This is a genomic window from Shewanella sp. SG44-6, from assembly GCF_014164185.1.
GTDB lineage: Bacteria > Pseudomonadota > Gammaproteobacteria > Enterobacterales > Shewanellaceae > Shewanella > Shewanella vesiculosa.
Map to the genome: position 1 here is coordinate 1 of NZ_JACJER010000379.1, position 233 is coordinate 233.

The window sequence follows — 233 nt, forward strand, 5'->3', positions numbered from 1 at the left end:
GTGCTGTCGCTGCTGTTTTCAAAATACGTAAAGTTGTAGCTGGTTTCGCCCACGGGTGGGGTGAACTCAGGCGTTTCATTGACATCAAGCTCAGTGAGGGTGACGTTAATGTTGGTGGTGTTGACACCATCTGAGGCGCCAACGACTAAATTGTGCACGTTCGCCAGGGCTTCAAAGTCATTGGCGACGGCGGCCACGCCCGCTGGGGTCAAGCTGATGACACCGGTCACGGG

General features: G+C 55.4%; 1 protein-coding gene. It reads right to left on the bottom strand.

From position 1 onward, the window contains the following. On the bottom strand, positions 1-233 hold a 233-nt coding region (locus H5185_RS22650), incomplete at both ends, for a hypothetical protein (RefSeq protein WP_182743393.1).